Below are 24,414 nucleotides of genomic sequence, written 5' to 3'. Positions count from 1 at the left end.
CAGAAACGCCTCACGGCGCGTCTTGCGACGCTTGTGATCGTATTCCGCTTCCGCAAAACTCAACTGATCCATAACTCCTCCTGTTCGGAGAAATTATACAGGAATCGACGAGTTATTCAGAGTATCCCTAGATCGAAATAGTAAGGATGTAAGCATCGTAGCAAAAGATATTGTTCAAGAGGCAGATGGATTCCGTGCGGCACAACAAAACGAATTAGATAATCTTATTGAAAAATATAATGAAAACTTAACTAGCCTAGAAGGCAAGTTGGAAATGAAAATCCAAGAAATAGAAACCTTCTATGAAGAAAAGCTGAGAATGATGAAGCCAGTCGATTATTGGGTTAAGCAGCAAGTAGAGCATGCCAAAGAAAGGAAAACTGCTCGTGCCCATACAATTTGGGTTGGCTTGACCGGAGTCGCCGTAGTTTTGGCTTTATATTTTAGTATGTTTGGGCTCGAATTTAAATCAGGAGATCAATGGAGGCTTCTGCCTCTTGGTCTTGTTGCAGTGTTTTTCTATTGGCCAGTTCGACTGTTGGTTCGAAAGTACCTCAGCCATCTGCACATGGAGCAGGATGCTGGTGAGCGAATTGTATTGACCCAAGAATTCCTAGCTATGTCACGCGGCGATGACAACGAGGAGGGAATTGTGTTTTCTTCGGAAGAACGCTTGTTGATTTTAAATTCGCTCTTCAGGCATACGCAAACAGGCATTGTCCGTGATGATGGTTCTCCGCCAAACATTCTTGATTTAATCACTCGCCAGCCGAGGTGATGTCAAATCAGTCGATTGATTGAGTTCTGTCCTGTCACTGGCATGCCTTTAAAGTGACATAAGGGTGACTCACTTTTCTCTATTGTTCACAGCAAGAACGAATGAAAGGAGAGTGACATGACACCTGAAAGATTGAACCCGTCGTCGGCGCGGTTTGAATTTATGAAATGGGTAAGCGAGCGCAATGCGCATATTCCGATGTCGGAGTTGGAGTTTCTGATTGGTATTCCACCGTTTGGTGGCGATGATGATGAGTGGGAGGAGTGCAGCTGGGGCTGAAACAGGCCCTTTATCCTTTCTACAACTGAATAACCCTAATTTGTACCATATTGCTCCGGTATATAAACCGGACTAGAATGGTCGCCTTTAATGGAGGCGGCCTTTTTTGTTGGCCACTTCTCAAGGCTCAGAGCGAGCCTGTTCAGTATTTGAAGGAGTCGCCATGCTCAGATTGACCAAATTGACGGACTACGGAATCCTGCTGATGACACGTATGGTCTCATCCGAGCAGGAGCGTTTTACCGCTGGTGAACTTGCGGAGATTACCCGTATTCCTTCACCGACCGTCAGCAAGATTCTGCAGATGCTGCTGCATGAAGGGCTGCTCGACTCCACACGCGGTGCTAAGGGTGGTTATCGTCTTACTCGCCCGGCCACTGAAATCAATGTACGTGATATTATCAATGTGTTTGAGGGTTCGATTGCCCTGACCGAATGCAATCTCGATGACAGCAGCTGTGACCAGCACGATGTCTGCTCCACCAGCAATAACTGGAAGCGGATCAATCAGGCTGTGCGTCAGGCACTGCAGGATATCTCGCTGGCTGATATGACCGAGCAGGATTTCATCCCGATCTTCCGCCTGCAGCGCGGTATCGCCATCTCGAAGGTGCACTAATGAGTGAAGTGAAAAACAAAGAGAAAGTCGAAATTTCGGCCCAAGAGCATGCATCGCGTGAGTATGAGGCGGGTTTTGTCTCCGATATTGAAGCCGATACCCTGCCACCGGGACTCAATGAAGATGTGGTTCGCCATATCTCAGCGATGAAAGAGGAGCCGGAGTGGCTGCTGAACTGGAGGCTTGAGGCGTTCCGTCACTGGCAAACGATGACTGAGCCGCACTGGGCGCATGTGAGCTATCCGCCGATCGATTATCAGGCGGTCTCCTACTATTCGGCGCCGAAATCGATGAAAGACGGGCCGAAAAGCCTCGATGAAGTGGATCCGAAACTGCTGGAGACCTATGCCAAGCTGGGCATTCCACTGCGTGAGCAGGAGTGGTTGGCCGGTGTTGCTGTGGATGCGGTGTTTGATTCGGTCTCTGTGGCGACAACCTTTAAAGGCAAACTCAAGGATGCCGGTGTGATCTTCTGTCCGATCTCTGAAGCGGTGCGTGATTACCCTGAACTGGTGCAGAAGTATCTCGGCACCGTTGTACCTGCCGGTGACAACTATTTCGCAGCCCTGAATTCAGCGGTGTTTACCGATGGTTCGTTTGTTTATATCCCCAAGGGTGTGCGCTGCCCGATGGAGCTCTCCACCTATTTCCGCATCAATGCGATGAATACAGGCCAGTTCGAACGTACCCTGATTATTGCTGATGAGCGCTCTTACGTCTCTTATCTTGAGGGGTGCACGGCACCACAGCGCGATGAGAATCAGCTGCATGCGGCTGTGGTTGAGCTGGTGGCGATGGATGATGCGCAGATCAAATACTCCACCGTACAGAACTGGTATCCCGGTGATGAGAACGGTATCGGTGGTATCTACAACTTTGTAACCAAACGTGCTGACTGCCGTGGCCATCGTGCCAAGGTGAGCTGGACACAGGTGGAGACAGGCAGTGCCATCACCTGGAAATATCCAAGCTGTGTGTTGCGCGGTGATCACTCGGTGGGTGAGTTTTACTCGGTGGCACTGACCAAAATGTGTCAGCAGGCTGATACCGGCACCAAGATGATCCATATCGGTAAAAACACTCGCAGCACGATTGTATCCAAAGGTATCTCGGCAGGGCGTGGCAATCAGTCCTATCGTGGTCTGGTGAAGATTGGCAAAGATGCCGACAACGCGCGTAACTATACCCAGTGTGATTCACTGCTGATCGGTGACAAATCCGGTGCTCACACCTTCCCCTATGTTGAGGTGAAGAATGCCACGGCTACCATGGAGCATGAGGCGACTACCTCCAAGATTGGCGAAGATCAGCTCTTCTACTGCCAGAGCCGTGGTATCTCCGAAGAGGATGCGGTGAACATGATTGTGAACGGTTTCTGTAAAGATGTATTTAACGAGCTGCCGATGGAGTTCGCCGTAGAAGCGAACCGACTCATGGAAGTCTCTTTAGAAGGTGCGGTCGGATGATCCGCACATGGATGTGCGGCGGGCGTGAGCCCGTAAGCGAAGCAAAACCACGCTTTTGCGTAGCGTTTAAGGCTGAGGGCAGGAGCTCCGAAGCCGTATGGAGAAAGCATGATTAAGATTGAAAATTTACACGTCTCTGTAGGCGGCAAAGAGATCCTGAAGGGGATCAACCTGGAGATCGGCGATGGTGAAGTGCATGCCATCATGGGCCCGAACGGTTCGGGTAAATCGACCCTCTCCAATGTGATTGCCGGTCGTGACGGTTATGAAGTGACCCAGGGTTCAATCACCTACAAAGGTAAAGATCTGCTGGAGATGCGGCCGGAAGAGCGCGCCTGGGAGGGTATCTTCCTTGCTTTTCAGTACCCGGTTGAGATTCCCGGTGTGAACAACACCTACCTGCTGAAAGCAGGTGTGAATGCGCGCCGTAAACATCAGGGCGAGCAGGAGCTCGATGCGATGGAGTTCATGCAGCTGGTCAAAGAGAAGGCCAAGCTGGTTGAGCTTGATCAGTCGTTTCTCTCGCGTGGCGTGAATGAAGGCTTCTCCGGTGGTGAGAAGAAGCGTAACGAGATTTTCCAGATGGCCGTGCTTGAGCCGTCACTGGCGCTGCTTGATGAGACCGACTCTGGCCTTGATATCGATGCTCTGCGTATTGTTGCCAAAGGTGTGAACACCTTGCGTGCGGCGAATCGCTCCATTGTGATGGTGACCCACTACCAGCGCCTGCTTGATTATATTAAACCTGATGTGGTGCATGTACTGGCTGATGGTCAGATCCTTAAATCTGGCGATGCCTCCCTTGCGCTTGAGCTTGAGGAGCGCGGTTATGACTGGGTTCGCGCCGAAGCCCATGTTTAACTTCGGCTTTTCCTCCCATGCTGCGTTGAGCCGCGCCCTGCGCGGTTCACATATTGGCACATATGCTACACTGCTCGGTCACGACTCGCCTTGCCTGGAAGAAAAATCCTCGTTCATCAGGGGCTTCGAAAATGAGTAATGCATTAAATCATATCAGGGAATCGGCCTGGCGCACCTTTGAGGTCGACGGGTTGCCGAGCTCGCGTGATGAGGACTGGAAATATACCGATCTCTCACGCATTGCCGCTGTGCTGGGCGAGTCGTGGTGGAGCGCTGAGGCTGGCGAAGCCGTTTCAGCTGATGATTATCTGATTCCCGACCTTAACGCCTATCGTCTGGTGATCAGTAACGGTGTGGTTGATCTTGCGGCATCTGAAATTCCGGATGCGATTACCATTACGCCGCTGGCAGCACTGTTGCAGGATGATCCCGATGCGGCCGTTGAATTGATGCTGGATGATAGTGATGCCCCGTTTGCCAGTGGTGTTACCGCCTTGAACAGCGCCAGAGCATCCGATGGCTACTGCATCTGCGTTGCAAGCAACGTTAAACTGGATCGGCCACTGCATATACTGCATCTCAGCAGTGGCGGTGCTGCCCATATCAGGACAGGCATCACCATCGGTAACCATGCCGAGCTGGAGATTATTGAACACTTTGCCGGAAGCGATAGCGCGGCAGGAGTGACCAACAGTTTGACTGCGATCCGCCTGGCAGCCGGAGCCAAATGTGAGCACTACCGCCTGCAGCTGGAGAGCGGAAAACAGTGGCATCTTGGCCGTGTAGAAGTGAATCAGAAGGCTGACTCCTCCTATACCTTGCATGCCGTAGAGCTCGGTTCTGCACTCTCGCGTGTGGATGTGGTGGATGATCTCAACGAGCCGGGCGCTGAGTCTGAGCTTAACGGGCTGTTCGTGCTCTCCGGTCGTCAGCATGTGGATCATCACACCCGTGTTGCCCATGAGGCACCGCACTGCAGAAGCCGCGAAAACTATCGCACGGTTCTTGATGGTCGTTCCCATGCTGTATTCAACGGTAAAGTGGTGGTTGCCAAGGGTGCAATTAAAACCGATTCGGCGCAGTCCAATGCCAACCTGTTGCTCTCTAATCGTGCTGAGATTGATACCAAGCCTGAGCTTGAGATCTATAACGATGATGTGAAATGTGCACATGGTGCAACCGTGGGCCAGCTGGACAAAAATCAGCTCTTCTACCTGAAGTCGCGCGGGCTCTCCGAGGAGGAGGCGAAACAGCTGCTCACCTTCGCTTTTGCTGATGAGCTGCTGGCCAAGATGAAGAGCAGGGCTGTGCGCCGCTATATTGAGCGCGCCGCTTTTGCCAAACTTCCGAATCTCTCCGGTCTTGAGGGGATTTTAGTATGATTAATCTTCACCACGAAGGCACGAAGGCACAAAGAGAACATAAAATCATGTTTGTCTCTCCTTTGTGCCTCTGTCTCTTTGTGGTTAAAGAAGGGTTTTATGATGTTTGATATTGAGAAAGTTCGTGCTGATTTTCCTGTGCTGGATCAGCAGTTGTATGGCAAGCCACTGGTCTATCTCGATAACGCGGCGACAACGCAGAAGCCGCAGTGTGTGATTGATGCCATCAGTCACTACTACGAGGCGGATAACGCCAATGTGCATCGTGGTGTGCATACCCTCTCAGAGCGGGCAACCGCAGGCTATGAGGGCGCACGCAAGATCATCGCCGGTTTCTTTAATGCGCGCTGCGAGCGTGAGGTGATCTTCACGCGTGGTGCTACCGAAGCGATCAATCTGGTCGCCTCATCATGGGGCGGGGCCAATGTCAGAGCCGGTGATGAGGTGCTGATCACCCATATGGAGCACCACTCCAACATCGTGCCGTGGCAGATGCTCTGTGAACATGTGGGTGCCACATTGAAAGTGGTGCCAATCAATGCGCAGGGCGAATTGATTATGGAGGCGTTTGAAGAACTGCTCTCTGAGCGCACCAGACTGGTGGGTGTGGTGCACATGTCCAATGCACTGGGTACGATCAATCCGATCAGCACGATCATTGAGAAAGCCCACGCCGTAGGTGCCAAAGTGCTCGTGGATGGTGCACAGGCGGCGGCGCATGTTGCTGTTGATGTGCAGGCATTGGATGTCGATTTCTATGTGACCAGTGCGCATAAGATGTATGGCCCGACCGGTATCGGTGTGTTGATCGCCAAAGAGAGCATCCTCAAAACCATGCCTCCCTATCAGGGTGGTGGCGATATGATTCGTGTGGTCACCTTTGATAAAACCGAGTTTAATGATCTGCCCTACAAATTTGAGGCAGGCACCCCGCATATCTCAGGCGCCATCGGTTTCGGTAGAGCCATTGAGTATATTCAGAGCATCGGCTTTGATGCCATTGAGAAGCGTGAAAAAGAGCTGTTGGCTTATGCCACGGCCAAGGCAGAAGTCTTTGATGGCTTGCGCCAGATTGGTACGGCCAGAGAGAAGGCGTGTGTACTCTCCTTTGTGCTCGATGGTGTGCATCCGCACGATCTGGGTACGATTCTTGATCGTGAAGCTGTGGCGATCCGTGCCGGTCACCACTGCGCGATGCCGGTGATGGACTTCTTCAAGGTGCCGGCTACAGCGCGCGCTTCGTTCTCGCTTTATAACACCGAAGCCGAAGTGGATGCCCTGTTTGCGGCCCTGAAAAAAGCACAGGAGATTTTCGCCTAATGTTTGAACTACGTGACCTATATCAGCAGGTGATCGTTGATCACAACAAGAGTCCACGCAACTTCGGTAAACTGGAGAACTATAACCATGAGGCGGACGGTTATAATCCACTCTGTGGTGATCGGCTGCATGTCTATCTGAATGTGAACAGTGATGGTCTGATCGAGGCGGTCTCCTTTGAAGGCGAGGGGTGTGCGATCTCTGTGGCTTCTGCCTCCTTGATGACAGAAGCGGTAAAGGGCACGCCGCTCTCCGAATTCAGTGCGAAATTTGATATGTTTCAGCACATGGTTACCGCTGATCTTGAAGAGGTACCGGATGAAGAGGTGCTGGGTAAGCTGGCGGTTCTCTCAGGTGTGCGCGAGTTTCCCAGTCGCATTAAATGTGCTGTACTCTGCTGGCATACGCTCAAGTCGGCCGTTACAGATTCCGATGAGGTGGCAAAGACAGAATGAATAGTGCTGGCGATACAATCACAACTACCCGCGATGTCGATGCGATCCTGATTCCGCTCGGCACGCCGGTCACCATACCTGCAGGGGCACTGGTGCTGATCACCCAGGAGCTTGGTGGCAGCTATACCGTTAGTGTGGGCGGCAATCTGGCCCGCATTGAGGGCAAGGATGCCGATGCGCTCGGGCTGGGTGAAACTGATGAGCAGAAAGCGGCCTCGGCTGCGAAAACAGATGAGCACATAGCCGTGGACGGGCCGGTGGATGAACAGGATGTCTGGGCGGTACTGAGAACCTGTTACGATCCGGAGATTCCGGTCAATATTGTCGATCTGGGACTGGTTTACGATGTGCATGTTGTTGAAGATGATGAGGGCGGTAACCATGTCGATATCGTCATGACGCTGACAGCACCGGGTTGCGGTATGGGGCCATTCATTGTTGATGATGTGCGTGCCAAAACACTCTCTGTGGATAATGTCAGCGGTGTTGAGGTGGAGCTGGTCTTTGACCCGGCCTGGGATCGTTCGATGATGTCTGATGAAGCCCGCCTGCAATTAGGCATGTTTTAGCCTCAAGGCACTCTCTTTTACTCCATGCCTGCGTTGCTGCGATGCTCAAATCCTCACGTATGCTTCGATACGCTCCGGTTTTGTGCTTCTCGCGTCTTGGCATGAAGCAAAAGATAGCACCCTAACCTTTGGGTGTTTTACTATCGAACATAGATGCGACGTTGTTACTTTGTAACTAAGGAAGGTTAATCATGGCAGACACTGAAATTCCTATTGTTAAGTCTGTTATTCCTGATCAACCAAAAGGCTGGGCGCCGTTTGCTTTAGGGTTTCGCCCCTTCTTCCTGCTGGCTGGATGGTTCGCGATCCTGTTTATGGCTACCTCACTCGGTGGTTTTGTCACCGGCATCTGGCACTACAACTATTTTGATCTCTCGCTCTGGCACGCCCACGAAATGCTCTTTGGTTTTGCCGTCGCTGTTGTTGCAGGGTTCCTGCTCACAGCAGTGCGCAACTGGACGGGCATTGCTACCCCGAGCGGCTGGCCACTGGCACTACTGGTACTGCTCTGGCTGATTCCCCGCCTTGTTTCAGCGATTCCTATGGCAGCAGAGCTGTTTGCCCTGCTTGATCTGCTGTTTCTTCCAGTACTGGCCGTGGTGATATTCCTGAATCTGAAAAAGGCGAAGCAATCGCGTAACTACCCTCTGCCTGCTCTGCTTCTGCTGCTGGCAGCCAGCAATGCTGGTATCCACCTCGATCAACTTGGCGTGTTTGAAGGTTTGATTACGCCGATGTTACATCTGGCTGTACTGATAACGGTTGCGATTGTGGTGCTGATCGCCGGGCGCGTTTTGCCCTTTTTTATCGGCAAAACTACAGGTGGTCAAACCGGATCGATTCGCATGGTTGAGACTCTGGCGCTGCCTTCGCTGTTGGCTTTTGCAGCAATCAATCTGCTGCTTCCCTTCCCGCTACCGGTTGCCATCGCTGCCATTGCTGTTGCGCTCCTGCACGGCTTGCGTATGCAGCGCTGGTACAGAGCAGGTATATGGCAGGAGCCGATGCTCTGGGTACTCTATCTTGGTTATGGCTGGCTGGTTGCAGGCTTTCTCCTCTATGCAGCTGCGTTGATTCTGGATATCAGCCTTGGTCATGCCCTGCATGGCTGGACTATCGGAACGGTCAGCATGCTTACGCTTGGCATGATGGCACGCGTTGCGCTGGGCCATTCAGGGCGTCCAATCCGGGTGCTGCCGGGCATGCGGCTGGCATTCGGGTTGATGGTTGTCGCAGCTGCTGTCCGGGTTCTGCTGCCGATGTTTAATGGACAATGGCTTGAGATTGCCGTGCTGATCAGTGGCAGCTGCTGGACCGCTGCATTTCTGATTTTTGTGATGCGTTATTCGATGCTACTATTGCGACCACGTCTGGATGGTAAAGAGGGCTGAGCGGGCTTGAAGGCTCGAGCCGCAGGAGGGTGAGATGGCTGAGTGGATTGATGTAGCACAGGAGAGTGAGCTGCCGCCGGGAAGTCGGAAGGTGGTCAGCACCGCTTATGCCGAGGTTGCGGTGTTCAATCTTGATGGTGCCTATTACGCTATTGAGGATGTCTGCAGCCATGATGGCGGTGAGCTGGCCAGTGGTGCCTGTGAGGGTGATCAGATTATCTGTCCGCGCCATGGTGCCCGTTTCTGTATCCGTGATGGTCGTTCATTGACTCCGCCTGCCTATGAGAATATCGACACCTTTCCGGTCCGTGTAGAGAACGGCATGGTGCAGGTTGATCTGGACGACTGATGGCTGCAGCAGATCAACATGTAAAAAAACCGCCATGCCAGAGCTGCCGCTTCTACTTCATTACCTGGGATCAGGCCAAACCGCATGGCTGTCGCGCCTTCGGTTTTAAATCGAGTATTCTGCCCTGCTACGAAGTGCAGGTGGTATCTAACCTCAACTGCCTGAAATTTGAAGCCAAGCCGGGCAGAGGGTGAATCAACTCCTCTGCGCCTCCCTCAGGCAGGGTCGAATATGAAGTCATCATGGCTGGCGAGGGTGAGGACGCCATTCAGAAAAGTAGCAGCATCCGGCCATGAACATCAGGGTGATAGCAACCCTTCAGAGCATAGAGCGCTGACCATCCTTCTGGCTGAGGATGATCCGATCAATCAGCAGGTGGTCAGAGAGATCCTTAACCATAGCCGCTACCAACTGGAGATTGTCAGTGATGGCGCAGAGGCGCTTACGCTGCTGCGTAGTGGTAAACAGATCGATCTTGTTATTCTCGATATCAGGATGCCACAGGTCAGCGGCATTGAGGTGCTCAAGCAGCTGCGTTTGATGGCGTCCCGGGCTTTATTGCCGGTATTGATGCTCACTTCGGAGGCGTTGCCAAGCACCATCAGCGAGTGCATGCAGGCTGGTGCCAGTGATTATCTGATAAAACCTGTAGATGGTGCGCTGCTGCTGGAGAAGATTCGAGAGCATACGGCGCAACCGGGTGATGATGAATCAGCCGTGCTGGATAGCGAAGCTGTAACTGAACAGGATGAGGTTCTCGATGCGTCGGTTATCAACAGCCTCTGCAGGCTGATCACGCAGCCTGAAAAACGCCAAAAGCTGTTTGACGCATTTCAGAGTACAGGTTCAGAGCATCTTGTCCGCCTCAGAGAGGCGGCAGAGCAGGGTGACCGGCATAGCTACCTGATAAGAGTCCACAGTATAAAAGGGCCTGCTGCCACGCTGGGTGTCAGTGGAGTGGTCTCACGCTGTCGGGAAATTGAAGCAGTGGATGAGAACCTGAGCAGTGCCGATATGCTGCGCTTTTGTGCTGAGCTTGAACTCGCCTTTGGCCGGGCTATTGAGGCCCTGAAGTTTCATCTTCTTCTTTCCTGACGGAAAACTTCGACGCACTGCTTTTATAAGGTAAATTACGCGTTATGAGCCATTCTGAGAAAACAACCTATGCCAATGCGGATCAATGGCGGGCGGCCGCAATGGCCCGTTCGCTCACAATCCCTGCCGAGATTTCTGAGCAGCGCCAGCAGGCGGCTGCGTGCCACAATATACAAGAGGGTGTTACAGATAGTGACACACTACTGGATCAACAGCTCTATATCCGGGGTAAAATGGAGCTGGATGAGTATCAGGAGTATCTGCTGTTTAAACACGGACAAGCCGGTTAAGGCACAATATGGCTGAGATCGAATTAAGCCTGATCATCTATGGCCTGTTGGTCGGCCTGGGTGCTGGCTTGATTGGCGGTGTGCTGGCCGGCCTTGCAGGCATTGGTGGCGGCTTGATCTATGTGCCGCTCTTTTATGCTTTTATGCCCTCTCACAGCGAGGGTATGGCGATCTATATTTTTGCCAGCATGGTGGCGGTAGCGATTACAGGCTTTTTTTCAGCGCGTGCCCACTTTCGCCTGGGCCATGTCGACAGCAGCGCAGTATTGCTGCTACTGCCGGGACTGGTGATCGGGGCAGGGCTGGGCCTCTGGAGCACGCTGCAGCTACCTCAGTTCTGGGTGCTGTTGGGACTCTCCGCACTCAACGGCTGGGTGGCTTTCGATTATGGACGACACCTTAAAACAGGGCCGAGGCAGATCCATCTGATGCAGATGCTTGCAGGCCCTATCGGCTATATCTCCGGTCTTCTCGGCATCGGTGGCGGCACGATGCTGGTGCCGCTACTGCGCCGCTTTGTGCATCTCAGACAGGCCGTCGGTAGTTCGGCAATGTGCGGCGTGATCATGGCAATGGGGGCACTACTGCTTAATCTCTCACTGGAGTCCGACTGGCTCAGTTTGATAGAGAACCACTGGCAATTTCTTGTTGCAGCGTGGGCGGGCGTTGTGCTGATTCTTCCCTCGGCATCAGGCTGGTCGGCCAGGCTGCATGATCGTGTGGATGAATCGCTGATGAGGGTTCTGCTTAAAGCGATCTTTGTTTCGTTATCAGCGGCGATGCTGCTGGCCGCGCTGTTGAGTTAACAGACAGCTAAACCAGCGGGCTGCCAGGCCGTTGCCAAGGGATTAACTCTTTTGATTCAATGGCAACCCGCATCACCAGACCGAGGGCGGCCAGCATGGTCACCAGTGCCGAACCACCATAACTGATAAAGGGAAGCGGTAGCCCTACCACCGGCAATAGGCCGGATACCATGCCGATATTGACCGTAATATAGAGCACGAATACCGAGGCAACACCGATACAGATCAGTGAGCCAAAGCGGGTATGGGCACGATAACTGATGATCAGGATGCGGGTGATCAGAATGGTGTAGAGCATAAACAGGAACATTACCGCAATAAAACCGCCCTCTTCCGCCAGAACGGAGAAGATGAAATCGGTATGCTGCTCAGGCAGGAAGTGCAGTCGCCCCTGTGTGCCCTGCAGGAAACCTTTGCCGAACAGGCCGCCGGAACCGATGGCGATGGTCGACTGGATGACGTGGTAACCGGCGCCCAGCGGATCGGATTGCGGATCAAGCAGGGTCAATACACGCTGTTTCTGGTAGTCGTGCATGAAGTGCCAGAGCAGTGGCAGTGATGCCAGTGCCAGGGTGACAGCAAGGCCGAACCAGCGCCACGGCAGGCCAGATGCAATGAGCAGAGCGGTAGCCGCAAACAGCAGCACCAGCGTTGTACCCAGATCTGGCTGGATAATGATCAGTGCAGCCGGTGCAATGGCCAGAGCCAGAGCTACACCGAGATCCTGCAAGGTGTTGGCCTCGCGGCTGGCAAACCAGTTGGCCAATACAAACATCAGCGCCCACTTCATCAATTCCGAGGGTTGCAGGTTCATCACCCCGAGATCGAGCCAGCGGCGTGCACCCATCTGGACATCACCAACCAGCGGCACCAGCGCCAGCAGCAGCAGCGCCAGAATATAAAACGGCCAGCTGGCCAACCCCAGCAAACGCAGTGGAAGCAGACAGAGGATCAGGAACACAGAGAAGCCAACGCCAAGATAGATGATCTGTCGCTTCCATAGCCCTGTATCGCCCTGATAGACGGCGGCATAGAGGGTGATTAGCCCGAGCCCCAGCAGACAGAGGATAGCCGCCAGAAGTATCCAGTCGATACCACGCAGGGCTCTGATCACAGTGCTGCCGCCTGCTCTTTTGCCGCAAGCGTTTGGATGATAGCTGCGGCAACCGGTGCAGCATCACTGCCGCCATGGCCGCCGTGCTCCACGAATACGGCAATCGCCACCTTGGGATTGTCATAGGGAGCGTAACCCATGAACCAGGCGTGATCCTGATGTCGTTTAATAATCTGCTCCTGACTTAGTTTGGTACGTTTCTGGTTATCCTGTGCCATTTTTACCACCTGCGCTGTGCCGGTTTTACCCGCCACCTTCCAGGGTGCGGAAGCCAGCGCTCTGAATGCTGTGCCGCCCGGAGAGGAGACCACACTGCGCATCGCTTTACGGATAGTGTTCAGGTGTTCCGGCTTGACGTCGATCTGATGCTGAATCTCAGCTGGTGAGTCGGCCAGCAGTTGCGGTTTGAGTACCTTGCCGCCGTTGGCAATGGTGGCTGCAAGGCGGGCAATCTGCAGCGGCGTGGTGGTGAGCTGACCCTGGCCAATTGAAGTGATCATGGTTTCTCCACGAAACCAGTGTCTGCGCTTGGATGAACGACTGCTCATCTCCGCCATCATATAGGGTCGATGAGCAGGGATAATGCCGCGTGATTCCGGTGGCAGGTCGATGCCTGTTTTTTCCCCCAGTCCCCACTTCTGGGCAGTGTCACTGATCGCGGCCATGCCAACCTGATCACCAAGCTTGTAGAAATAGACATCACAGGAGTGCACCAGTGCTGAGTGCATGTCGACCTTGCCATGGCCTGTCCGTTTCCAGCAGCGCAGGTTCCGATCTGCCAGCTCGAGATAACCGGGGCACTGGGTTGTACCGGTGGCAAGATTTGCCCGCTGCTCCAGGCCGGCAAGGCCGGTAAGCATTTTAAATGTTGATGCAGGCGGATAAGCAGCCTGTGTGGCTCGGTTAAGCAGGGGTTTGTCCGGGTTGTTCAACCAGGCATCCCACTGCACCGATTCAAGGCCGGTAATAAAGCGGTTGGTATCATAACCCGGCTGGCTGAGCATGCTGATGATTTCACCAGTCTCCACATTCATTACCACAACAGCCCCGGTTCTGTCACCCAGTGCTTCGGATGCTGTTTTCTGCACATCAATATCCAGTGCCAGCTGCAGCTGATTACCCATTACCGATGGTGATCGCTTGATGACGGCGATGCGTCGCCCGCGCGCATCCACCTCCTCCTGCTGCGAGCCGGGAGTGCCGTGCAGGTAACTCTCAAACGATTTCTCAACGCCGGCGCGGCCAATGAATTCGGTAGAAAGGTAGCCTGCATCGAGATCGCTCTGTCGAGCGAGAGAGAGATATCCGATCAGATGGGCTGTTAAACTGCCGTAGGGATAATAGCGATAGCTTCCTGCTTCGACATCGATACCGGAGAAGTGGTGAAGGCGGGCGGCAATGGGTGAGACCTGCTGCCACTGCAGTTTGTCATCGAGCAGTACAGGGCGATCCGGTCGGCTTGATTTGATGCGTTTACGTATGTGGGTAAGTTTTTCGGGGCTCCACTCCAGGGTTTCGGAGAGCGATGCCAGTAGCTCATCAAGTGCATCTACGCGCTCTGGAATCAGCAGTACCCGGTAGGCGATCTTGTTCATTGCAATCCCCGTGCCGTTGGCATCGATGATCTCACCGCGTACCGGTAGCACAGGTACGATATTCAGCCGGTTCTCATCGGCTTGCAGGGCCAGTGCCTCATGCTGCAGCCATTGCAGCTGCAACAGGTGCAGGCTCAGACCACCGAGAAGCAGCGGCGTAATGGCATAGAAAAATAGCATGCGCATATCAAAGCGCTGCCGACTCTCAAGCTGGTTCTTGCGCATAGAGACCGGTTAGCAGGTGCCAGATCGGCACGCAGAGAGCGAGGGTGAGCAGCAGGGCTGTCGCATCCCAGCCCCAGTGAAGCAGGCTGAGAGTGGCAAGTGTCATCAATACAATGCGTTGTGGCAGCCCGGCCCCCAGATGTTGGTCGAAATAGATCATGGCCAGAGGAATAAGGGCAATAACAGCAGAGCTAAGGCCTACTGACCAGTACAGTACCAGATCATGCAGCACAATGCCGGGCAGCACCCATACCCAGTTATGGCGACGGGCCAGAATACCGGCCAGTAGCAGGGCCAGGGCCCAGTCCGGTTGTGTCAGTGATGTGGAGAAGGCGAGGTTGAGGCTGAGTCCCAGCAGCGCCAGCGAGGCAACAGTGAAGCCGATCATGGCGCAGGTGATGGCATGACAGGGGGCTGGTGAAGGTGTGAAGCTACTGCCAGCCAGTTATCGCGTTGCCAGTGTGCAACCGGATCGGCAGAGACTTTCACGAACAGCTCGCCCGGGACAGTTGTGACACTGTTGATGCGGGCTACTGCAATGCCCGGAGGGAAAAGACCGCCCGCGCCACTGGTATAAAGCACCTGTCCGGCACTGAGCAGGAACTCTTCAGGTACAAAGTCGATGGAGAGGCTCTCACCCTGCCCTCGGGCCAGTGCCGCCAGCGAGCTGCCGGGAATGGTGACCGGTACAGCCAGTGATGCATCAAAGATGGTGCGGACTGTGGCATGAGCCTCAGCAGTGCTGTCGACAACGCCGACCAGCCCCTCGCTTGATACGATCACATCATCTTTGGATACGCCATGAACCTGCAACAGAATACGCTGACTCATCGCTTCAGGGCTTCGGCCGCGAACCTTGGCCGCATGCCAGCGATAGCCGGTAATACCTGCAACATCAAGAATACTGCGCAACTGCCGGTTCTCTTCGCGCAGCGAATTGGCCTCCTGAATCAGTGAGGCCTGCTGCTCTGCTTTTTTGCGAAAGGCAAGATAATCGGCCTGCAGAGTCTGCTTCTCCGAGAACCAGAGGCTGAACTCCTGCCACCACTGTACAGGCCTTTGCAGGGCTTCAAGGGCTGGCCAACTGGCCAGCATCGGCCATGATCCGGAGAGGCGTGCAGAGGCAAAGAGAGCCGCAAAAACGATCATGCCAATCAGCCACAGCTTGTAGCGGTGTCTGACTTGTAGCATGAATTACTCCTCGAAGAGGACGCCTCGCATGCGATCGAGTTCATCAAGAACACGGCCACTGCCCAGCACTACACAGTCCAGAGGATTTTCAGCTACGGTCACAGGCAAACCTGTCTCTTCGCGAAGCAGTTGATCAAGGCCTACCAGCAGCGCTCCGCCACCGGTGAGCATGATGCCTTTATCGACAATGTCAGCAGCCAGCTCAGGCGGTGTGCGCTCAAGGCAGACTTTTACGCCCTCAATGATGGCATTCACCGACTCAGTCAGCGCTTCAAGAATTTCAGAATCATCAAGAAGCAGGTTCTTCGGCACGCCATTGATCAGATCGCGGCCTTTGACCTCCATCTCGCGGCGTGTCTCCTGCGGGAATGCACTACCCAGCTGCATCTTGATTCTTTCAGCAGTCGGAGCACCCACCAGCAGGCTATATTTGCGACGCAGATGATTGATGATCGCCTCATCCATCTTATCACCGCCAACACGAACGGAGCGCGAGTAGACGATACCGCCATAGGAGATCACGGCGATCTCACTGGTGCCACCACCAATGTCCACCACCATAGAGCCGGATGCTTCGGTTACAGGCAGCCCTGCACCAATGGCAGCAGCCATAGGTTCTTCGATCAGGTAAACCTCACGAGCTCCTGCCGAGAGCGCAGATTCGCGGATTGCGCGGCGCTCAACCGGTGTGGAGCCGTAAGGCACACAGATGACAATACGTGGATGAATACCCCAGGTGCGGTCATGTACCTTGCGGATAAACTGTTTGAGCATCTCTTCAGTGGTGACAAAATCGGCAATCACACCATCTTTCAATGGGCGGGTGGCCTGGATGCTGTCGGGGGTGCGTCCGAGCATGCGTTTAGCATCGGTACCGACGGCCAGAACCCTGCGGTGCTGACTGCCGCCGCCAATGTGCACGGCCACTACGGATGGCTCATTAAGAACAATGCCTTCACCACGCACATAGATCAGCGTGTTGGCTGTACCCAGGTCGATGGAAATATCACGAGAGAAAATCCCGAACAATCGTTGAAACATAAGAAACGAGCCTCCGAAAACTAAGCATGCGAGCCTAGTTGTTGAAGCAGGGCAGGTAAAGCGGCGTAATGATATAACCCAAAGCTCCATGATAAAAAATAAAATTGATAGTGATGGGGTTGCGATCTCGTACTGACAGGTCTGACAGAGGCATCAGTCTGAAGTGAGATCACTATTTATCCCCTGACAGAAATCTAGATTCAGGTCTGCTTTTGGATGTGCTATTCATCACGCTTTGCTGATCTGTTTTTTCTCTACAGTCAGCCGCTTTTTTCACTTGCGCCCTAATTGCCGACAATATGCAGGAAGATGTTTCTCGTATTGGCATGGGAGTGATGCTCGTAGAGGCAGACGGCCTGCCAGGTTCCCAATACCGGGCGGCCATTTTGTATTGGAATCGAAAGTGAAGGGGAGGTCATGGCCATGCGTGTGTGGTCATGCAGGTCGACCTCATGCAGATCCGCCCTAGCATGTGCCTCGTTGTCGTGATGGCCAGTCATAATCTCCATTCTGTCGCGGTTGCCCGGGGCATTTTTCTCCTGAACACTCAGTGAACAGCCCACATCCGGAGTGAACAGGGCGAGAAGGCCGCCGTCGAAATTGGCCTGATGTACCACCATTTTCAGTGCGCGTGTGAAATCATTAAAGCCCTGCTCATGACATTGAATGGTCAGTGTCTGCTGAAACTGTTTCATTGCTAATCTCCTTGTTCTTACTGCAAGCTCAGAAAAATTGATGCGCAGCACCTGTAATGATCTGCATGATTTATGATAGTCCACCCAGACTTAACAGGCCACTCAGGCAAAATTTACCCATACGGGGGCATGATCACTGGGCCGCTCTCTGGCGCGGTAGTCCGTGGCCACACCGGCAGTAAGCGGCTGCATGGCAGGGGTTACCAGCAGATGATCTATGCGAATCCCCCATTTTCGGCGAAAGGCATTCATGCGGTAATCCCACCAGCTGAACATCGGCGCATCGGGATGAAGTTCGCGCACGCTGTCTCTCAGCCCCAGATTCAGTAGTTGCGCAAAGGCTTCACGCTCCCGCTCAGAGCAGGTGATTTTGCCCTGCCAGCGGCTCGGATCATGCACATCAAAATCACCCGGTGTGATATTGTAATCACCGAGCAGCACCAGTCGGTTGTGGTTGTTTAGCTCACTCTGCAGGTAGGATTTAAAGGCGTCGAGCCAACGGAATTTGTAGGCGAACTTCTCCGAGCCGACCTCCTGCCCATTGGGGATATAGACATTGATGATGCGCACGCCGTTGATGGTTGCAGCCAGTAGTCGGCGCTGCGGATCATCCAGATCGGGGATTTCAGTAACAATATCGCTCGCCTTTTGGCGACTGATGATGGCGACACCGTTGTAGGTTTTCTGACCGGAAAAAACAGCCTGGTAACCGGCCGCTTCAATCTCTGCAGTCGGAAACTTCTCATCAGGAATTTTGGTCTCCTGCAGGGCGATAACATCAGGTTTGAACTCAGCCAGATACTCAAGCAGATGCGGCAGGCGCACGTTAAGAGAGTTCACATTCCAGGTGGTGATTCGCATCGGCTGATCATGAATGAGTTGCATCACAGTCTCAAGAAATAGTGCGAATTATAGTGGCGGCACGCTTTATGCTCATGTTGGATAGCAGTAGTACGATAGATAGATAAACAGTCGTACAACAGATGATAGATAAAACAGCCCGACGATCAGAGGAGAGAGCCATGAAAAGTAGCCGAGCTAAAACCATCGCAGCATCTTTTTCCCGTATCAGTTCTTTTGCCGTTGAGAGTGCAGGCAAGGGTATCTGTATTCATTATCTGGATAACCGCGCCTATTTTGTCCGCGAGGCCTGTTTCTGGGCATTTGCCTTCAGGTTGGGTTATGCCAACCATGAAGAGGGGCAAATAGCCGAGATCGAGGCTGAACTACTCGCCTGAGGCCTTTTCTCTGCCAATAAACAGTCTGCTCAGCCAGAGAAGACCTGCGATCAGCATCGCTGATGAGAGCAGCATACCCATCGTCACAGGCCCAAAGAGGAAGCCCAGCTGCTCATCAGGCTCTCTGAAGTTCTCACAGAAGATGCGTGCAACGGCATAACCGCTGAGGAAGATCGCCACGCGAGCCCCCTCCGGCCAGGCCCTGTTACGAAGCAGCCACAACACAATAAACAGCAGCAGCCCTTCCAGTGCCATCTCATAGAGTTGGCTGGGATGCCTTGGCAGAGGGCCTGCATGTGGGAAAATCACGCCCCATGAGACATCGGTGGTGCGGCCCCATAACTCACCATTAATGAAGTTGCCGATACGTCCGAACATCAAACCCAGCGGCGCAACGGTAAAAAAGCGATCAGCCAGCGCCAGAAACGGCAGATCATGTTTGTTGCAGTACCACCAGCCAGCGATCAGCGGGCCGACCATGCCGCCATGAAACGACATGCCACCCTGCCAGATATAAAATGCCTCAATCGGGTGATCGAGGTAGTAGTCGAAGTTGTAGAACAGTACGTAGGCCAGACGGCCACCGAGGATGACACCGAGAATCAGGGTGGTGAACAGCCCCTCGTAGGCATCGTGACTGACACGTGTTTCCCACAAGCCTGCCTGCTTAAGCTGCAGACGAACCAGATACCAGGTGCCGAAAAAACCGGCGATATACATCAGGCCATACCAGTGAATGGCCAGCGGCCCAAGCTGCAGGGCTACCGGATCAATGCCGCTCCATGTCATGTCAGTAGACCATCCAGAGCAGGACAGCGCCGAGCAGAATGCGATAGATTACAAAAGGGCCCATGCCGATACGCTGCAGATATTTCAGGAAATAGTGAATACAGAGATAAGCCGAGATAGCAGAGAGGCCATAACCGATCAGCAGTTCAAGCAGACCTGCGGCCTGATCAGGCTGCGCGATCCAGTCCCTGATTTTGATGGCGCCAGCCAGAATGATCACCGGGATGGAGAGTAGAAATGAGAAGCGCGCAGCAGTCTCACGGTTGTAACCCATCATCAGCGCAGCTGTCATGGTGATGCCGGAACGCGATGTGCCGGGAATCAGGGCAATGGCCTGCGCTACACCTACGATCATCACATCACGCAGGTTCCACGAGCTTTCTGTTTTGCTATTTTTATCCTCTGTGTCGGCCAGCCAGAGCAGCAGGCCGAAGATGATCGAAGTGGTGCCGATAACGGTCAGTGAACGAAAGTCATTTTCGATCATATCTTTAAACGTTAAACCGAACAGGCCGACCGGAATGGTGGCGAAACCGATCAGCCAGGCCATATAACCATCACGATCAGCAGAGATCGAGCGCTGCTTCACGGTGATGGTAAAGCCGGATGCCATACGCGCCAGATCTGCACGGAAGTAGAAAACCACAGCTGTCAGGGAGCCCAGATGTACTACACAATCAAAGGCCAGCCCCTGATCCGGCCAGCTTGTCAGCAGTGGCACCAGCGCCAGATGTGCTGATGAAGAGATGGGCAGAAACTCGGTGATACCCTGAATCAGCGCGAGGAAAATGGCCTGGATATAGTCAATCGACTCTGTGGCGATGTTTTGCATGGCGGCACTATACGTGATGTTTTTTCGAAACAACACTGCTACGCTAGCCGTATCTAGCAGCAATTAAGAAGGAACTGAAATCATGAGAAAATTCTTCAGTACATTGATGACCTGGCTTGACCGCTTTCGCCGGATTCTGGTCAACGGCTTCTTCCTCCTTTTTATATTGATCTTCATTCTGGCTGTAACAAGCGAGCAGGTCTCTGTACCCAATGATGCAGCGCTGGTGATTAATCCGACGGGTAAAATTGTTGAAGAGCTAGAGCTGCCATCGCCGGCACTGCTGCCCAGCGGCCTGAATGTCTCTGCCCCGAATCAGACCAATCTGCATGATCTCACCGCCTCGATCCGTTTTGCCGCTACCGATCCGCGCATTCGCCTGATGGTGCTTAAGCTGGATCAGATGGAGGCGACCTCGCTGCCCAAGCTGCAGGAGATCAGATCGGCGATTGAAGATTTCAAGAAGAGCGAGAAGATGGTGATCGCCATTGGTCCGAACTATAGCCAGTCGCAATACTACCTGGCCGCCACAGCTGATCAGATCTTTCTCAACCCTCTCGGTGTCGTGGCCATCTCCGGCTTCAGTGTCTACCGCAACTACTTCAAGGATCTGCTGGCCAAACTCAATATCGATGTACAGCTGTTTAAGGCAGGTGAATATAAATCTGCGGTAGAGCCGCTGGTCCGCAATTCGATGTCGGATGCTGATCGCCAGGCCAACAAGCAGGTGATTGATCAGCTCTGGAGTGAGTACAAACAGGATCTGGCGGTCATGCGTAATCTAAAGGCAGAGCGACTGCAGACCGTGCTGGACAGACCCTCCGAATTTCTTGCACAACACAACAACAGCCTTGCTGAGCTGGCCAAAGCAGAGGGACTGGTGGATGCGCTGGCTGATTATGGCGACATTGAGAATTACATCTCCGGGGCTATGGGCCATGAGGCAGGAGAATATCCTTTTATTGAGTTGCAGCACTATATGACAGCAGCCAGCAGCGAAGAGCCGCCTGCTAAAAAGGACCGCATCGGTATTATCACGGCCAGCGGCATGATCCTTGATGGCAAACAGCCACCGGGAACAGTGGGTGGCGATAGTATGGCTGAGTTGCTGGCGCAGGCACGCAAGGATCCCAATATCAGAGCTGTTGTGATTCGTGTCGATAGCCCCGGTGGCAGTGCACAGGCCTCCGAAGTGATTCGTGCCGAGGTCAAACGGCTGCAGGCCAGTCGCAAACCGGTCATTGTATCGATGGGCAGTGTGGCTGCCTCAGGTGGTTACTGGTTATCGGCAACGGCAGATGAGGTCTGGGCCTCCCCGACGACCATTACCGGCTCCATCGGAGCTTTCGGCGTGCTGGCCAATGTTGGCAGGGGTTTGAATGAGCTGGGTATTCATACCGACGGACTGGAAACAACCTCCGTTGCTGCCGGTATTCGTGGTGATCGTGCCCTGCCTGAAGAGTTGAGACGGGTGATGCAGCTCTCCATCGAATTTATCTATCAGCGTTTTCTGCAGGTCGTTGCAGATGGGAGAAAGATGCCAATCGAGAAAGTAGCTGAAGTGGCAGAGGGGCGCGTTTGGAGTGGTAAAGATGCGCTGCGTCTGGGGCTGGTTGATGCCCTAGGCAGCTTTGATGATGCGGTAGCCGCAGCGGCGAGAAGGGCCAATCTGGAGAGTTATAGCAGAGTCTGGATTGAGCAGCCGATGGGTCTGCGTGAGATGTTGTTGGTGAAAATGTTCGGCAATGCCGACAGCTACTTTTCGGGTATCTATTTCGCGCTGGAGCAGAAGCTGCTGGCGCTGACTGGTGTGCATCTGCCTGCGCAATCGCTTCAGCATATGGGGCAACTGGCAGAGATGATCGGCCTCTCTGATCGCCATCCGAGTGTCTTTGCCATCTGCAATGTGGAAGTAACACCCTGAGATAGAAGAATAACTTTCATGGTCTGTTCATCTTTATCTGCGTAACTTGAGCCGCATGTTGATTCGCAAACTGCATATGCGTGGCTTTTCCCGACTGATGGTCGGCCTGTTTGCCATGCAGGTTTTTGCCGCCGGATTCTGCCTGATGGTGCCCGATGCTCACGCCATGCCGATGGCCAGCTCCTCGCAGCAGATGCATGCTGATCACTGCGCCACAACAATGGATATGGTTCAGGGTTCAGGTTCACAACAATCGGCCTGTTCCCACTGCAATACCCCTGATCAGCTGCTGCAGAATCTACACACATCGGTTGATGCCGATCTGCTATTCATCAGTTATATAACCCTTCAACTGAATGAAATCCCTGTGCCTGATCCGACCCTGGGAGTGTTTGCTCGGCCTACAACCGGACCGCCAACAAGCGGCACTATCCTCTATGAGACAACACAACGCATTCTGATTTGATTCCTTTCATTTGACTGTAACGGCACAAGCTGTGTCGCGATCATATTGAAAGGAGTGTAGAACAGATGAATCGAATGAATCCCCTGCTGATGTCAGTAGTGGTAGCGGTGTGGGCGGCTACAGCCATGGCCGCTGAATATGAACTCACTGTTGATGAGAAGATGGTCAGTTTCTCAGGCGAGCAGGCCAGAGCGCTTGCTGTGAATGGCACAATCCCTGCGCCAACCCTCTACTTTAAAGAGGGCGAGGAGGTCGTGATTCGGGTGAGAAACCGCCTGAGTGAGCCGAGCTCTATCCATTGGCATGGCCTGATTATACCATCGGATATGGATGGTGTGCCGGGTTTAAGCTTTGATGGCATCCCACCCGGTAAAAGCTTCACCTATCGCTTCACACCGCAACAGAGTGGTACCTATTGGTATCACAGCCACTCCGGTTTTCAGGAGCAGCAGGGTGTCTATGGCGCCATCATTATTGAGCCTGCTGATCAGTCCGGTTCAGCTGTTGATCGGGACTACATCGTGATGCTTTCGGACTGGACGGATGAAAACCCCAATGATGTGCTCAAACACCTGAAATCAGAATCGGACTACTACAAGAAGCCGCGACGGGATCTGGTCAGTTTTTTCAGCAAGCTTGCTGCAGCTGATGCAGGCCAGCGGCAACAGATGTGGCGTGAACGGCGTGGTTTTGCCCGTATGCGTATGGATCCGAGTGATATCTCTGATGTTACCGGTTATACCTTTCTGATGAACGGGCAGAGCAGCAGAGATAGCTGGCAGGCAGCTGTTCAACCGGGTGAGCGGGTGCGATTGCGCTTTATTAATGCGGCAGCAGCCAGCTACTTCGATGTATCCATCCCTGGCTTAGTGATGTCTGTGGTTGCGGCTGATGGTCAGCAGGTTGAGCCGGTTAGTGTTGATAGCTTCAATATTGCGATTGCCGAGACATATGACGTTATTGTTGAACTCGCTCCGGATTCAGGGCCAAAGGCTTTTACAATCTTTGCACAGGCGATGGATCGCAGCGGTTATGTGCACGGCACACTGAGCACTCAGACAGGGCTGAAAGCCGGTATTCCAGCGATGGACCGGCGAAAAGTGCTGAAGATGGATGATGTGATGCCAGATCATGCCGGACACGGTTCAGCAAACGGAAATCACGCTATGGATCATCACGCAGATCATGATCATCACGCCAAACCTGTGAAGCTTAGTTACAGTGATCTGAAGTCACTGGAAAAAACAGATGGCGATGTAACGCGAGAGCTGACCATTCGACTTACAGGCAATATGGAGCGCTACTTCTGGTCATTTGATGATGTGAAATATGCGATGGCAGAGCCTGTGGAGTTTGAGTTTGGTGAGCGGGTGCGTGTACATCTGGTGAATGAGACGATGATGCACCACCCGATCCATCTGCATGGCTTATGGCAGGTGCTGCAAAATGGGCAGGGGCCCTATGCGCCTAAGCTACACACCATCGATGTGCCGCCGAAACAGACGGTAACAGTAGATGTTCCGGTGGATAATCGCGGTCGCTGGGCTTTTCACTGCCATATTCTTTATCACATGGCCACGGGTATGATGCGTGAAGTGAGGGTGAAATAGTGCGAGCCCTGCTTCTAACGCTTCTTATGCTCCC

At 53.4% G+C, this 24,414-nt stretch carries 28 protein-coding genes; 19 read left to right on the top strand and 9 right to left on the bottom strand.

Features of this window, described 5'->3' with window-relative positions; translation table 11 throughout:
• Positions 1–70: 70 nt before the first annotated feature.
• The 15 genes from F3F93_RS01670 to F3F93_RS01600 all read left to right on the top strand — a co-directional run bounded on the left by F3F93_RS01670 (position 71) and on the right by F3F93_RS01600 (position 11,660).
• Complete coding sequence (locus tag F3F93_RS01670; protein ID WP_347239162.1) at positions 71–778, top strand: DUF6161 domain-containing protein; 708 nt, start codon at positions 71–73, stop codon at positions 776–778.
• Between the two features lie 117 nt (positions 779–895).
• Positions 896–1,057: a hypothetical protein gene (locus F3F93_RS01665; RefSeq protein WP_176957410.1), complete on the top strand. Its 162-nt coding sequence runs from the start codon at positions 896–898 to the stop codon at positions 1,055–1,057.
• 163 nt (positions 1,058–1,220) lie between these two features.
• Complete coding sequence (locus F3F93_RS01660; protein WP_176957409.1) at positions 1,221–1,676, top strand: SUF system Fe-S cluster assembly regulator; 456 nt, start codon at positions 1,221–1,223, stop codon at positions 1,674–1,676.
• Positions 1,676–3,142: a Fe-S cluster assembly protein SufB gene (sufB, locus tag F3F93_RS01655; protein ID WP_176957408.1), complete on the top strand. Its 1,467-nt coding sequence runs from the start codon at positions 1,676–1,678 to the stop codon at positions 3,140–3,142. Before F3F93_RS01660 ends, sufB begins: the two co-directional genes overlap by 1 nt.
• Before the next feature lie 108 nt (positions 3,143–3,250).
• Positions 3,251–4,003, top strand: a complete 753-nt coding sequence (sufC, locus tag F3F93_RS01650; protein WP_176957407.1) for a Fe-S cluster assembly ATPase SufC — start codon at positions 3,251–3,253, stop codon at positions 4,001–4,003.
• 131 nt (positions 4,004–4,134) lie between these two features.
• On the top strand, positions 4,135–5,385 hold the full coding sequence (gene sufD, locus F3F93_RS01645) for a Fe-S cluster assembly protein SufD (RefSeq protein WP_176957406.1): 1,251 nt from the start codon (positions 4,135–4,137) through the stop codon (positions 5,383–5,385).
• Positions 5,386–5,487: 102 nt separating this feature from the next.
• Positions 5,488–6,705, top strand: a complete 1,218-nt coding sequence (locus F3F93_RS01640) for a cysteine desulfurase (RefSeq protein WP_176957432.1) — start codon at positions 5,488–5,490, stop codon at positions 6,703–6,705.
• Complete coding sequence (gene sufU, locus F3F93_RS01635) at positions 6,705–7,160, top strand: Fe-S cluster assembly sulfur transfer protein SufU (RefSeq protein WP_176957405.1); 456 nt, start codon at positions 6,705–6,707, stop codon at positions 7,158–7,160. The genes F3F93_RS01640 and sufU overlap by 1 nt, the downstream gene beginning before the upstream one ends.
• Positions 7,157–7,729 (top strand): putative Fe-S cluster assembly protein SufT, encoded by a 573-nt coding sequence (sufT, locus tag F3F93_RS01630; protein WP_176957404.1) that lies wholly within the window; start codon positions 7,157–7,159, stop codon positions 7,727–7,729. The genes sufU and sufT overlap by 4 nt, the downstream gene beginning before the upstream one ends.
• A 191-nt stretch (positions 7,730–7,920) precedes the next feature.
• Positions 7,921–9,120 (top strand): NnrS family protein, encoded by a 1,200-nt coding sequence (locus F3F93_RS01625; RefSeq protein WP_176957403.1) that lies wholly within the window; start codon positions 7,921–7,923, stop codon positions 9,118–9,120.
• Between the two features lie 34 nt (positions 9,121–9,154).
• Entirely contained in the window at positions 9,155–9,469 is a 315-nt protein-coding gene (locus F3F93_RS01620) for a non-heme iron oxygenase ferredoxin subunit (RefSeq protein ID WP_176957402.1), read from the top strand.
• On the top strand, positions 9,469–9,663 hold the full coding sequence (locus F3F93_RS01615) for a uracil-DNA glycosylase (protein ID WP_176957401.1): 195 nt from the start codon (positions 9,469–9,471) through the stop codon (positions 9,661–9,663). Before F3F93_RS01620 ends, F3F93_RS01615 begins: the two co-directional genes overlap by 1 nt.
• 37 nt (positions 9,664–9,700) lie before the next feature.
• A complete protein-coding gene (locus tag F3F93_RS01610) occupies positions 9,701–10,564 on the top strand; it encodes a response regulator (protein ID WP_176957400.1) in 864 nt (287 codons plus the stop codon).
• A gap of 44 nt (positions 10,565–10,608) precedes the next feature.
• Positions 10,609–10,854 carry a hypothetical protein gene (locus F3F93_RS01605; RefSeq protein ID WP_176957399.1) on the top strand — a complete coding sequence of 82 codons (246 nt, stop codon included), beginning with the start codon at positions 10,609–10,611 and terminating at the stop codon, positions 10,852–10,854.
• Positions 10,855–10,862: 8 nt separating this feature from the next.
• Entirely contained in the window at positions 10,863–11,660 is a 798-nt protein-coding gene (locus tag F3F93_RS01600; RefSeq protein WP_176957398.1) for a sulfite exporter TauE/SafE family protein, read from the top strand.
• A gap of 7 nt (positions 11,661–11,667) precedes the next feature.
• Here the strand turns inward: F3F93_RS01600 and rodA are convergent, their stop codons facing one another.
• The 7 genes from rodA to xth form a co-directional block, all read right to left on the bottom strand.
• Positions 11,668–12,774, bottom strand: coding sequence for a rod shape-determining protein RodA (rodA, locus tag F3F93_RS01595; RefSeq protein WP_347239158.1), 1,107 nt, complete (start codon positions 12,772–12,774; stop codon positions 11,668–11,670).
• Entirely contained in the window at positions 12,771–14,594 is a 1,824-nt protein-coding gene (gene mrdA, locus F3F93_RS01590; protein WP_176957397.1) for a penicillin-binding protein 2, read from the bottom strand. The genes rodA and mrdA overlap by 4 nt, the downstream gene beginning before the upstream one ends.
• Positions 14,575–14,982: a hypothetical protein gene (locus F3F93_RS01585; RefSeq protein WP_176957396.1), complete on the bottom strand. Its 408-nt coding sequence runs from the start codon at positions 14,980–14,982 to the stop codon at positions 14,575–14,577. The genes mrdA and F3F93_RS01585 overlap by 20 nt, the downstream gene beginning before the upstream one ends.
• A complete protein-coding gene (mreC, locus tag F3F93_RS01580; RefSeq protein WP_176957395.1) occupies positions 14,979–15,785 on the bottom strand; it encodes a rod shape-determining protein MreC in 807 nt (268 codons plus the stop codon). The genes F3F93_RS01585 and mreC overlap by 4 nt, the downstream gene beginning before the upstream one ends.
• A gap of 3 nt (positions 15,786–15,788) precedes the next feature.
• Complete coding sequence (locus F3F93_RS01575) at positions 15,789–16,826, bottom strand: rod shape-determining protein (RefSeq protein WP_176957394.1); 1,038 nt, start codon at positions 16,824–16,826, stop codon at positions 15,789–15,791.
• A 284-nt stretch (positions 16,827–17,110) separates the two neighbouring features.
• Positions 17,111–17,521: a secondary thiamine-phosphate synthase enzyme YjbQ gene (locus F3F93_RS01570; protein WP_176957393.1), complete on the bottom strand. Its 411-nt coding sequence runs from the start codon at positions 17,519–17,521 to the stop codon at positions 17,111–17,113.
• 102 nt (positions 17,522–17,623) lie between these two features.
• The gene (gene xth / locus F3F93_RS01565) at positions 17,624–18,382 is read right to left on the bottom strand and encodes an exodeoxyribonuclease III (RefSeq protein ID WP_176957430.1); all 759 of its coding nucleotides are present in this window, start codon (positions 18,380–18,382) and stop codon (positions 17,624–17,626) included.
• A gap of 161 nt (positions 18,383–18,543) precedes the next feature.
• Here xth and F3F93_RS01560 point away from each other — a divergent pair, with 161 nt between their 5' ends.
• Positions 18,544–18,759, top strand: coding sequence for a hypothetical protein (locus tag F3F93_RS01560; RefSeq protein ID WP_176957392.1), 216 nt, complete (start codon positions 18,544–18,546; stop codon positions 18,757–18,759).
• On the opposite strand, the gene lgt is transcribed toward F3F93_RS01560, so the two are convergent.
• Both lgt and F3F93_RS01550 read right to left on the bottom strand, forming a co-directional pair.
• Entirely contained in the window at positions 18,748–19,548 is an 801-nt protein-coding gene (gene lgt, locus F3F93_RS01555) for a prolipoprotein diacylglyceryl transferase (RefSeq protein ID WP_176957391.1), read from the bottom strand. The two genes, F3F93_RS01560 and lgt, sit on opposite strands and share 12 nt — an antisense overlap.
• 1 nt (position 19,549) lies before the next feature.
• Positions 19,550–20,380 carry an undecaprenyl-diphosphate phosphatase gene (locus F3F93_RS01550; RefSeq protein WP_194334925.1) on the bottom strand — a complete coding sequence of 277 codons (831 nt, stop codon included), beginning with the start codon at positions 20,378–20,380 and terminating at the stop codon, positions 19,550–19,552.
• Between the two features lie 82 nt (positions 20,381–20,462).
• Here F3F93_RS01550 and sppA point away from each other — a divergent pair, with 82 nt between their 5' ends.
• The 3 genes from sppA (at position 20,463) to F3F93_RS01535 (ending at position 24,380) form a co-directional block, all read left to right on the top strand.
• Positions 20,463–22,304 (top strand): signal peptide peptidase SppA, encoded by a 1,842-nt coding sequence (gene sppA / locus F3F93_RS01545; RefSeq protein ID WP_176957390.1) that lies wholly within the window; start codon positions 20,463–20,465, stop codon positions 22,302–22,304.
• 55 nt (positions 22,305–22,359) lie between these two features.
• A complete protein-coding gene (locus F3F93_RS01540) occupies positions 22,360–22,770 on the top strand; it encodes a hypothetical protein (RefSeq protein WP_176957389.1) in 411 nt (136 codons plus the stop codon).
• A gap of 65 nt (positions 22,771–22,835) precedes the next feature.
• The gene (locus F3F93_RS01535; RefSeq protein WP_176957388.1) at positions 22,836–24,380 is read left to right on the top strand and encodes a multicopper oxidase domain-containing protein; all 1,545 of its coding nucleotides are present in this window, start codon (positions 22,836–22,838) and stop codon (positions 24,378–24,380) included.
• Positions 24,381–24,414: the final 34 nt, after the last annotated feature.

The organism is Mariprofundus sp. KV (assembly GCF_013387475.1).
In the GTDB taxonomy this organism is placed as follows: Bacteria; Pseudomonadota; Zetaproteobacteria; order Mariprofundales; family Mariprofundaceae; genus Mariprofundus.
The sequence above is the reverse complement of the archived record's forward strand: the minus strand, read 5'-3'. Positions and strand labels throughout refer to the sequence as shown.

What these genes read in the sequence shown, in the direction of transcription:
- mrdA (WP_176957397.1), bottom strand. Translation starts at nt 14,594, where the DNA reads ATGCGCAAGAACCAGCTTGAGAGTCGGCAGCGCTTTGATATGCGCATG.
- sufT (WP_176957404.1), top strand. Translation starts at nt 7,157, where the DNA reads ATGAATAGTGCTGGCGATACAATCACAACTACCCGCGATGTCGATGCG.
- F3F93_RS01640 (WP_176957432.1), top strand. Translation starts at nt 5,488, where the DNA reads ATGTTTGATATTGAGAAAGTTCGTGCTGATTTTCCTGTGCTGGATCAG.
- F3F93_RS01665 (WP_176957410.1), top strand. Translation starts at nt 896, where the DNA reads ATGACACCTGAAAGATTGAACCCGTCGTCGGCGCGGTTTGAATTTATG.
- mreC (WP_176957395.1), bottom strand. Translation starts at nt 15,785, where the DNA reads ATGCTACAAGTCAGACACCGCTACAAGCTGTGGCTGATTGGCATGATC.
- F3F93_RS01620 (WP_176957402.1), top strand. Translation starts at nt 9,155, where the DNA reads ATGGCTGAGTGGATTGATGTAGCACAGGAGAGTGAGCTGCCGCCGGGA.
- F3F93_RS01570 (WP_176957393.1), bottom strand. Translation starts at nt 17,521, where the DNA reads ATGAAACAGTTTCAGCAGACACTGACCATTCAATGTCATGAGCAGGGC.
- F3F93_RS01575 (WP_176957394.1), bottom strand. Translation starts at nt 16,826, where the DNA reads ATGTTTCAACGATTGTTCGGGATTTTCTCTCGTGATATTTCCATCGAC.
- lgt (WP_176957391.1), bottom strand. Translation starts at nt 19,548, where the DNA reads ATGACATGGAGCGGCATTGATCCGGTAGCCCTGCAGCTTGGGCCGCTG.
- sufD (WP_176957406.1), top strand. Translation starts at nt 4,135, where the DNA reads ATGAGTAATGCATTAAATCATATCAGGGAATCGGCCTGGCGCACCTTT.
- sufU (WP_176957405.1), top strand. Translation starts at nt 6,705, where the DNA reads ATGTTTGAACTACGTGACCTATATCAGCAGGTGATCGTTGATCACAAC.
- F3F93_RS01625 (WP_176957403.1), top strand. Translation starts at nt 7,921, where the DNA reads ATGGCAGACACTGAAATTCCTATTGTTAAGTCTGTTATTCCTGATCAA.
- F3F93_RS01615 (WP_176957401.1), top strand. Translation starts at nt 9,469, where the DNA reads ATGGCTGCAGCAGATCAACATGTAAAAAAACCGCCATGCCAGAGCTGC.
- F3F93_RS01585 (WP_176957396.1), bottom strand. Translation starts at nt 14,982, where the DNA reads ATGATCGGCTTCACTGTTGCCTCGCTGGCGCTGCTGGGACTCAGCCTC.
- xth (WP_176957430.1), bottom strand. Translation starts at nt 18,382, where the DNA reads ATGCGAATCACCACCTGGAATGTGAACTCTCTTAACGTGCGCCTGCCG.
- F3F93_RS01605 (WP_176957399.1), top strand. Translation starts at nt 10,609, where the DNA reads ATGAGCCATTCTGAGAAAACAACCTATGCCAATGCGGATCAATGGCGG.
- F3F93_RS01600 (WP_176957398.1), top strand. Translation starts at nt 10,863, where the DNA reads ATGGCTGAGATCGAATTAAGCCTGATCATCTATGGCCTGTTGGTCGGC.
- F3F93_RS01560 (WP_176957392.1), top strand. Translation starts at nt 18,544, where the DNA reads ATGAAAAGTAGCCGAGCTAAAACCATCGCAGCATCTTTTTCCCGTATC.
- F3F93_RS01540 (WP_176957389.1), top strand. Translation starts at nt 22,360, where the DNA reads ATGTTGATTCGCAAACTGCATATGCGTGGCTTTTCCCGACTGATGGTC.
- sufB (WP_176957408.1), top strand. Translation starts at nt 1,676, where the DNA reads ATGAGTGAAGTGAAAAACAAAGAGAAAGTCGAAATTTCGGCCCAAGAG.
- sufC (WP_176957407.1), top strand. Translation starts at nt 3,251, where the DNA reads ATGATTAAGATTGAAAATTTACACGTCTCTGTAGGCGGCAAAGAGATC.
- sppA (WP_176957390.1), top strand. Translation starts at nt 20,463, where the DNA reads ATGAGAAAATTCTTCAGTACATTGATGACCTGGCTTGACCGCTTTCGC.
- F3F93_RS01550 (WP_194334925.1), bottom strand. Translation starts at nt 20,380, where the DNA reads ATGCAAAACATCGCCACAGAGTCGATTGACTATATCCAGGCCATTTTC.
- F3F93_RS01660 (WP_176957409.1), top strand. Translation starts at nt 1,221, where the DNA reads ATGCTCAGATTGACCAAATTGACGGACTACGGAATCCTGCTGATGACA.
- F3F93_RS01535 (WP_176957388.1), top strand. Translation starts at nt 22,836, where the DNA reads ATGAATCGAATGAATCCCCTGCTGATGTCAGTAGTGGTAGCGGTGTGG.
- F3F93_RS01610 (WP_176957400.1), top strand. Translation starts at nt 9,701, where the DNA reads ATGAAGTCATCATGGCTGGCGAGGGTGAGGACGCCATTCAGAAAAGTA.